Source organism: Yinghuangia sp. YIM S10712, from assembly GCF_051388935.1.
Classification (GTDB): Bacteria; Actinomycetota; Actinomycetes; order Streptomycetales; family Streptomycetaceae; genus Yinghuangia.
The window spans coordinates 100,809-108,130 of the sequence record NZ_JBPKBI010000013.1 but is presented as its reverse complement, the minus strand read 5'-3'; the positions used below and the strand labels follow the sequence as shown (position 1 = coordinate 108,130).

At 71.5% G+C, this 7,322-nt stretch carries 5 protein-coding genes; all 5 read right to left on the bottom strand.

Annotated elements, in window-relative coordinates:
• Positions 1–416: 416 nt before the first annotated feature.
• On the bottom strand, positions 417–887 hold the full coding sequence (locus tag ACRX5W_RS23790; protein ID WP_436790304.1) for a hypothetical protein: 471 nt from the start codon (positions 885–887) through the stop codon (positions 417–419).
• 203 nt (positions 888–1,090) lie between these two features.
• Entirely contained in the window at positions 1,091–3,253 is a 2,163-nt protein-coding gene (locus tag ACRX5W_RS23785) for an ATP-dependent DNA helicase (RefSeq protein ID WP_436790303.1), read from the bottom strand.
• A gap of 94 nt (positions 3,254–3,347) precedes the next feature.
• The gene (locus tag ACRX5W_RS23780) at positions 3,348–4,346 is read right to left on the bottom strand and encodes an SGNH/GDSL hydrolase family protein (protein WP_436790302.1); all 999 of its coding nucleotides are present in this window, start codon (positions 4,344–4,346) and stop codon (positions 3,348–3,350) included.
• 216 nt (positions 4,347–4,562) lie between these two features.
• Positions 4,563–5,396 (bottom strand): carbon-nitrogen hydrolase family protein, encoded by an 834-nt coding sequence (locus tag ACRX5W_RS23775; RefSeq protein ID WP_436790301.1) that lies wholly within the window; start codon positions 5,394–5,396, stop codon positions 4,563–4,565.
• A 572-nt stretch (positions 5,397–5,968) separates the two neighbouring features.
• Positions 5,969–6,778 (bottom strand): GNAT family N-acetyltransferase, encoded by an 810-nt coding sequence (locus ACRX5W_RS23770; RefSeq protein ID WP_436790300.1) that lies wholly within the window; start codon positions 6,776–6,778, stop codon positions 5,969–5,971.
• Positions 6,779–7,322: the final 544 nt, after the last annotated feature.

The window sequence follows — 7,322 nt, the reverse complement described above, 5'->3', positions numbered from 1 at the left end:
CCCCCCCCCCCCCCCCCCCCCCGTCCCGGTCGGGTGAACACCGTCACCGCCGACTCGTCGCCCCGCTGACCTCGATCAGGTGGTGCTCAGGCCCGCCACTGGGCCGCGCCGACGACGAGCAGAAGCCTTCCTCGCCGTTGACGCTTTGGGCGTCGGCCGTTGATCGGTCCTCGCGCCGGAAAGCCACGAACTTGCCGGGGCGCCGGCGGTTCGGGCACGTGCATGCCGGTGTCGCGTCGGCCGACGATGTCGTCGTCGCCGAGGTTGGTCGATCGCCACGCTGCCTTCCGGGCCGTGGCTCGGGATTCCCACTCGGATTTCCCGCACGCGTTTGGCTGCGGTCGTTGCAGGCCGCACGAAATATTCGCCGCGTTCGTCCGCGACCTCGATGACCGCGGGAGAATCGCTGAGCGCCCTCATCGACGCGTATCCGTCCGGCTCCGCCGCCACTGCGTGCGTCTGTTGCAACCGTTGAAGACGCCGAACCGCTCGGACGGAATCCACGACAAGCGTTCGGGTCCGTCCTCGATGTCGTGGCCCGGAGAAGCCGGTCGCGGTGGAAAGGACGACGTTTCTCCGTCGACCCCGGGGTGCACTGTCCGAAAATCGTCGGTGCTGGTTTCGCGTTTGGTCTTCTTGTCCCACCGCGAGGTCACGGAGGCGAAGTCGACGGCGATGGTGGTGTCACACGCGCCTTCCCGCCCGTACAGCGCTATTCCTGTCCCGCGCGAAATTTCGTCGTCGTGCCGCAGAAACCGCCGACGGGTGCGGTGACCTTGCCGACCCCACGGCCCGTCGGCGATGTCCCGGGCGACGATGCTCCGGGTGCCCGTGATGACGCGCTGCTCGTGCAGCCACACGCCGAGGGTGCCGGCCGACTCGGGCACCGGCAGGGTTTGACACGAGGCGCGGCTGGAGCCCCTGGGGCGGTTGTTCGCGGGGCGGCGGTTCTGACTGAAAACACATCGTCCCGCTCGATACTCGCGGTCCGGCGAGCGCGTATGAGGATACGGATCGCGTCGGGTCGGCATCCGTGGGTGAGTGCCCGTCCCGGCCGCCGAGCCGGGCGGGGCGTCACGAAGAGGTGTGGTCAGACGTTGATCGCCGCCAGGGACCGCCGCACCTGGTTGCGGTCGGTGGTGTACCAGAAGTCGGGCATGGAGGCTCGGAAGAACCCGCCGTAGCGGGCAGTGGCGAGCCGCGGGTCGAGCACCGCGACGACGCCCCGGTCGTCGGCGGAGCGGATGAGGCGCCCGGCGCCCTGGGCCATGAGCAGCGCGGCGTGTGTCGCGGCGACGGCCATGAAGCCGTTGCCACCGGCCTCCTGGACGGCTTGCTGGCGGGCGCTCATCAGGGGGTCGTCGGGGCGCGGGAAGGGGATGCGGTCCATGACGACGAGCTGGCACGCGGGTCCGGGCACGTCGACGCCCTGCCACAGCGACAGGGTGCCGAAGAGGCAGGCCTCGGTGTCGCCGGCGAAGGTCTTCAGCAGTTCGGGGAGCGAGTCGTCGCCTTGGCACAGGATCGGGAAGCCGAGACGCTCGCGCATGGCCTCGGTGGCGGCTTCCGCAGCGCGACGGGACGAGAAGAGCCCGAGGGTGCGGCCCCCGGCGCATTCGATGAGTTCGGCGAGTTCGTCGAAGGTCGCGGGGGCCGTGCCGTCGCGGCCGGGCGGGGGGAGGTGTTTCGCGACGTAGAGGATGCCCTGCTTGGGGTACGCGTACGGCGATCCGACGTCGAGGCAGCGCCACGCGGCGAGTTCGGCGTCGAGTTCGGCGTCGCCTTCGTCGGTGATGTCCTCGGTTCGGGCGGCCTTTTTGGCGTTCGGCCTGGTGACCGGCACCGGTTCTCCCGGGGTGGGCAGCATGCCTTCCGGGTGGAGGCCGAGGTTGCGGGCCACGCCGGTGAAGTCGCCGCCGAGCTTGAGGGTGGCCGAGGTGAGGACCACGGTCCGGTCGGCGAAGAGCGATTCGCGCAGCAGGCCGGCGACGGCGAGGGGGGCGATGCGCAGTGACGGGCCGACACGGTCGTTGCGTTCGATCCACAGCACGTCGTACGGGGAGCCCGACAGGATGCGTTCGCAGGTGTCGTGGACGGCCTCCGCGGCGGCGAGGGCTTGGCGGCGGGCGGCGTCCTCGTCGGTGAGGGATTTGTCGCGGACCTCGCCGAGGGAGGTGATGACGCCGCGGGCACCGTCGCGCAACAAGACGAGCGCGTCGCCGAGTTCGGGGTCGGGTTCGGCGAGGCGGGTGGGTTCGCGCATGCTCATGGCCCGGGCGTACGCCTCGGCGGCGGCTTGCAGTGCGTCGACGGCCTTCTCGTTGGCGAGCTTCGCCGCGCGGCGGGCGGCGCGTTCGACGGTGCCGATGGTGAGGTCGTCGGTGGCGACGGAGGTGACGCGCGCGGCGAGTTCGTGGGCCTCGTCGACGACGAGGACTTCGTGTTCGGGCAGGACGGGGGCGCCTTCGAGGGCGTCGATGGCGAGGAGGGCGTGGTTGGTGACGACGATGTCGGACTGCTTGGCGATCTCACGGGCGCGTTCGGCGAAGCAGTCCTCGCCGTAGGGGCATTTGCTCGCCCCGAGGCATTCGGTGGAGGAGACGGAGACCTGGGCCCAGGCGCGGTCGTTGACGCCGGGGCTGAGGTCGTCGCGGTCGCCGGTCTCGGTGTCGTCGGCCCAGTCGCGGACGCGGAGGATGTCGCGGCCGGTGGGGGACGTGGGCGACGGGTCGAAGAGCGCGTCGGCGTCGTCGGGCGGCCCGTCGTGCAGGCGGTGCAGGCACACGTAGTTGCTGCGGCCCTTGAGGGTGGCGAAGGTGGGGCGGCGGCGCAGCAGCGGGTGGAGGGCTTCGACGGTGCGCGGGAGGTCGCGTTCGACGAGTTGGCGTTGCAGGGCCAGGGTGGCGGTGGCGACGACGACACGGCGGTGGCCGGAGAGCGCGGGGACGAGGTAGGCGAGGGATTTGCCGGTGCCGGTGCCCGCTTCGACGAGGAGGTGTTCGCGGCGGGCGATGGCTCCGGTGACGGCCTCGGCCATGCGGATCTGGCCGGGCCGTTCGGTGCCGCCGACCGCCCCGACCGCGGCGGAGAGGAGCTCTCCGAGGTCGTGGCGGTTGCCGGGCCCGCGGGTGGTGTCGGCGGGCCCGGCGTCCGGGCCGGTCTCCGGGCTGGTTTCTGCGCCGGTGTTCGCGCCGGTGTCCGTGACGGGCTCGGCGGGGGTCTCGGGGGCGGTCGTCTCCGCGGTGTCGGTCATCGTGGGCAAGCCTACGGGCGGCGGGGGACGCGGCGGCCGGTCGGCCGGATTGCCGTACGCGGGTTCAGATCGGTTCGGACGGCTTCACGTCGGTTCAGGTCTGCCGGGCGACCGCGATGACCGCCGCGGCCATGCCTTCGTGTCCGAGGGCGTTGGGGTGGACCTGCGCGGCCGGAGACTGCGGGTTGAGGCCTTCGACCCATTTGGTACCGACGGGAGTGCACACGTCGTGGCCGACCGCGGAGGTGTAGGTGTCGACGTATGTGGCGTTCCCGGCGGCGGCGCGTTCGGCGAGCATCGTGTTGAGGGAGTCGAGCACGCCGCGGAGGTAGCCGAGGTCACCGACGGCGAGCGGAAGTTGCGCCGGGCAGCCGTTGCCGGTCTCGGGAAGAATCGCGGGGTAGCCGACCAGCAGGATTCGGGCCCCCGGTGACTTCTCGCGGATCGTTCGGAGGGCGGCGTCGATTTTCGAGCCGGTGGCCCCGATGCGCTGGGAGAGGACGTCCTGGCCGTTCTCGGTGAACTTGTCCTTGCAGGGAGTCGGCGACGTCGTGCTGCCGCTGTTGAGGACGCAGGTGGTGACGATTTCGCTGAAGCCGATGTCGTTCCCGCCGATGCCGAGGGTGACGAGTTTGGTCTGCGGGCCAAGCGCGTCGAACTGTGCGGTGGGCGCCGGGCCGTTGCCGACGCGCCCGGTCTGCGCAGTGGTCAGGTCGCCCGTGGTGGCGCCTCCGCAGGTGACGTCGGTGAAGGTGGGGACGGCGAGCTTCCGCGCGGTGATGTGCGGGTAGTTGCTGTTGCTTCGGCTGCACATCTCGGGGGTGCCGGCGACGGTTTCCGGGATGCGGACTCCCGCTGCGTACGAGTCGCCCAGGGCCACGTAGTAGGAGCCGCCCGTACCGGGGGCTGCTTGGGGCGGCACGGCTGCGGGTGCCGGGTTTCCGGGGGGCGCTGCGGCTCCTCCGGCGCCCGCGGAGTTCGCGGGGGTGCCGGTGGGGTCGTCGGAACCGCCGTCGTCGGAGGAGCACGCCGCGAGGGCGAGTATCGCCGCGGTGAGGGCTGCCGCGGCGGTACGGCGTCGTCCATGGCCCACGTTCGGTCTCCTTCGGTCGGTCCCAGTCGGCGTCGGTCGCTGTCGGTCGGGTTGCTCGGTCTCGGCTGCCGGCCCGTGCCGCCGTCGCGCGGCCGGTCCCGGGTCGCACCCACCCGGCGGTTACCGCCGGGTAGCTCCGGTGAGCCTAGGCCCCTTGTGGCGAACGGACCAGAGGCTCTGGTCCGGCATGCGTCGACTCGGCCCGGGTGGGGAGGGTCAGTCGAGCTTGATCCGCTCGCGTCTGCTTTCCGGGCACGGCAGTTCGCTGAGCATCGTGAGGCTTTCACGGGCCGCGTCGACCTCGAAGTCCTGGAGCGTGGCCAGGGCGACATCGACGCGGTCGGCGTCCGCTTCGACGACGACGCGCCCGTCCGGCCCGAACACGGCACTGCGCCCGCAGCCCGGGCCCTCGCCGGTGGCACCGATGTGGTTGGCGAGGACCGTGTAGCAGGTGTTCTCCAGGGCGCGGGTGGCGAGGTAGAGGTTGCGGCGGTGTTCCTCGTCGCCGCGGGTGAATATGCCGCTGCACAGATAGGCGTCACAGCCGTCCAGGGTCGCGGCGCGGACGTGCTCCGGGAATCCGATGTCGTGCCGGGTGCCGAGCCCGAGGCGCCAGCCGCGTATTTCGACCGAGCAGCCGTGGTCTCCCGGGGTGAACAGGTTGCGGGCGCCGGGAGGAAGGTGTTCGGCGTCGTACGCGACGTGTGCCTCCCCGTCGATACCGGCCACGAGCACGGACGATGTGCGGGTGCCGGCGGTGCGGCGGACGCAGGCGCCGACGACGGCGACGGTCCGGGTGGAGTAGCAGGCGGCCAGCAGGTCGTCCAGGCGCGGGTCTCCGGGAACGATCTCGCACAGGGCGGGGTCGCGGCGCAGGAGGTCGAGATCGTACCCGCACAGGAACAGCTCGGGGAGGACGACGACGTCGGCTCCCTCGGCCGCGGCGAAGCGGACGAGCTGGGCGGCGGTGGCCACGTTCTCCGGCACGTCTCCGGGCAGGGCGTGTGCTTGGGCAGCAGCCACGCGCAGGGGCGCTCGATCCAACGTCACGGGCGCATTCTGGCACCGTGATCGGTATCACACCATGGTCGTCGGGGCACTCGCTGTGCTTGGTCGAACTGGTTTGCGAGATCCCTCGGCGCGGTCTCGCTGGTTGGTCACCGTGCCGATGCCGACGCGACCGGCCTGTTGCCGGGGTGCCCGCCGGCCACCGGACGGCCGCGGCGAACGGCCTTTTCCGGACAGTGAGTTCGCTGCGACGGCCCCCAAGGAGGGCGTATCCGGTCGGGCTTTGCACCACAACACGGCGTGGAATGGCGGTCGCGGCCGACGACGCACGCCCGGGGGTTGCGAGCGCACGCCCCGCGAGCCCGCGCGCTGCCACGCACACTCACACCGTCCGGACTCCACACGGGGCTGATCCGAGGAGATCCGCGCGACAGCCGGCGCCCCGACGCGCCCGCACCCGAAGGGGAAAGTGTGCGAATCTGTGTAGCCTTCAGCGGAGTTCGCGCCACCACAAGCGAGTGCACCCGCGCCCGTCCGGCGAACTCCTCACGCCCGCGGCCACGTTGTCGGCGCGAAGCGGGGGCGCACAGACGACTCTCGCGGCGAGCACACGCTCACGCGGACGCGGCAGAACGGGTCGCGCTGCCGGCGACGGGGCTCCGGTCGCGCAGCATCAGCGCGGCGGTCTTGCCGGGGAGGGCGAGGTCGGCCGCGCGGCGGAACCCGGCACGCCGGAAGGCGGCGATGGAAGCGGAGTTGCGTACGTCGGGGTCGGCGATGACGCGCTGCGTCTCGGGCGCCGCGCGCAGGATCAGGTCGCTGACGACGCACAGCAGCAGAGAGCCGAGCCCTCGCCCTCGGTACGCGGCCGGACCGATCAGCAGGTGCACGCCCACGTCGTGGGGTCGTGCGGCGTAGTGGTCGGCGAGTGGGTCGAGGTCGGCGCGGTACAACTCCCAATAGCTGACGGGCTGGTCGTCGAGGCAGCCGACGTACGTGGTGGCGTGGGTCAGGCGGATGCGTTCGGCGAGGTGTGCGGCGGTTGTGCGGATGTCGCCGGCGAGGTCCCACCAGCGGGCGATCTCGGGGTCGTTCATCCAGGTGTGGATGATCGGCAGGTCGCGTTTGATGTGGAGTTCGTGGAACGAAAAGCGGCCGGGTGCCAGGCTGACGGCACCCCAGCGGCCGGCTTCGGTCAGCGGCCCGGAGAGGCCCGCGCGGAGTCTGTCGCGGGTGAGGCGGAGGGTGTCCTCGTCGGTCTCGTCGCACGTCGCCGTATCGCCCGTCCTGCCGGTCGACCGGGAAGTGGTTGTGGCGGCCTTCTCCTTGTCCTTCTCGGCGGCCTTCTCGGCGGCGGCTTGTACGGCCGCGTCGATGGCCGCGTCGGCGGGGCTGCCGGTGGGGGGCAGCGGGGGCATGGTCATGCGGGGACGCCTCCTGCGGATGTGCGTTCGGGGCGCGCGGGCTCGGAGGCGTCGCCGGGGCGCACGGCGGGGCCTGCACTCGTCATCATGGCTCCCGGTTCGACTCGGGCCAGGCGGGCCGACACCCATCGATGATCTGGCGTTTTCCTCCGAAGTCGATCATTTAGCCCGCGTTTCGGATAAATCAGAAGAAATGGGACTTCTGACGGTCCGTCAGTGCACGGCAAGCGTCCATCGCTGCGTCGGCGCAGGGCTCACGACGAGAGAAACGGGCACACGCGACGACACCCGCACAGGACTGGACATCCCGACCGGCACACCCGGCGACGAGTCTTCAGGCCGCCTCGCACCGGGCGTTGACAGGCAGATCCGCCCTGGCGGGCCTCACACCGTGCCGCGACCGCACGCTCCGGTGGAAACTGCGCGAGCGTGCCCGGTGAGGCCGGCGTCGGCACTCACCCCGGCGGCCCCACCGACACGCGGCACCTCGCGATGATCGCCAGGCGCCATCCACACTCCGAAAGGGACGCGACGGCGGGACCCC